The organism is Arthrobacter sp. Y3223164, from assembly GCF_059091005.1.
This window is the reverse complement of the sequence record NZ_JBNHGF010000583.1, coordinates 1-1,287: the sequence shown is the minus strand read 5'-3', so window position 1 is coordinate 1,287 and position 1,287 is coordinate 1. Positions and strand designations below refer to the sequence as shown.

General features: G+C 69.8%; 1 protein-coding gene. It reads right to left on the bottom strand.

The genetic code is table 11. The features are described 5' to 3' along the window. The coding region (locus AC5RUJ_RS16585) for a transglutaminase TgpA family protein (RefSeq protein ID WP_494156283.1) at positions 1–1,287 on the bottom strand (1,287 nt) is incomplete at both ends.

The following is a 1,287-nucleotide window of genomic DNA, read 5'->3' as shown; positions in this document are numbered from 1 at the left end:
CCACGCGTTGGCTCGGCAGGCCTTCGCTGGCCCGCCGCTTGCGCCGGCGCAGCTTCAGCCAGGCGATCAGCAACAGCGGCAGCAGCAATACCGCCAGCGGGAGGGCGGCCAGGCCCACGGCCGCGAAGAGCCAGCCCCACTGGTCCCAGAACGATTTCTCCTGCTGCTCGGCGTCCTGCGGCTCCGGGGCGGTGTCCGGCGGAAGCTCGGCCGGTTCCTGCGGCGGAGGGGGCGGCTGCAGGACCTGCGGCTTGGGCGTCGACTTCGGCTCCTGCTGCGGCGGCGTCGGCTCGTTGTCCTCGTCCGGCGTCGGATCGAAGGCGACCCAGCCGGCATGCTCAAACGCCACCTCCACCCAGGCGTGCACGTCTTCGCCCTTGATCTGAACTGCTTCCCCGGCGGACGGGCCTTCCTTCGGATCCGGGTAGAAGCCCATCACCACCCGGGCCGGGATGCCCAGGTGCCGGGCCATCAACGCCATGGCGACGGCGTACTGCTCGTCGTCGCCAATCATCTGGTCGGCATCCAGCAACTGGATCATCCGCCCCGCATGGTGGCCGGAGAGGCTGCGCGCTTCGTCTTCCTTGCCGTTGCTGAAGAAGCCGTTCTCGTGCAGGTTCCGTTCCAGTTGGCGCACCTGTTCGATCGGCACCGTCGCTTCGCCGACAAATTCGTTCGCCTTGGCCGCGACGATGTCCGGCACCCTGGCCGGTTTCGGCAGCCGGACGGAGGCGAAGTCATACTGTGCCAGCTGGGCGTCCTCCAGCCGGCCGGGGAACGTGGTCTCCACCGAGTAGCTGTCTCCGGCCAGCAGGTACCGGGTGGTCAGCGCCGTCTGGGAGTCGTCGTTGTAGAACAGCGAGCCGCCCAGCTCGGCCGCCCGCTCGCCCTCGAACGCCAGCCCCTCGATGTGCCCGCCCGCGGGAAGCCAGACGCCGCTGTAGTCCCCGATCCGGATGTCGAGCCGCGCGGTGCCGCCGGACGCCGGGCCGAGCGAACCGGCGTCGCCGACGGGTTTGAAATTGCCCCCGCTTTCGGGGTTGACGTTGTAGACCGTGCCGTCGAAGGTATCCAGCGCCGCCAACCGCACCCGCTGGCCCTCGGGCAGCCCCGCGACGGTGAAGAGCGTCTCCTCGGCCCGGTCCTTCACGTAGCTCCGGAAATCCATCAGCGGGCTCGGATAGTCGTAGAGATTGACCGGGGGAACGACGACGTCGCGCAGCACCTCGCGATCGCCCCGCGCCGTGAGTGCCGGGCCGACCAGCGCCGTGAGCGCCACCGCCGACG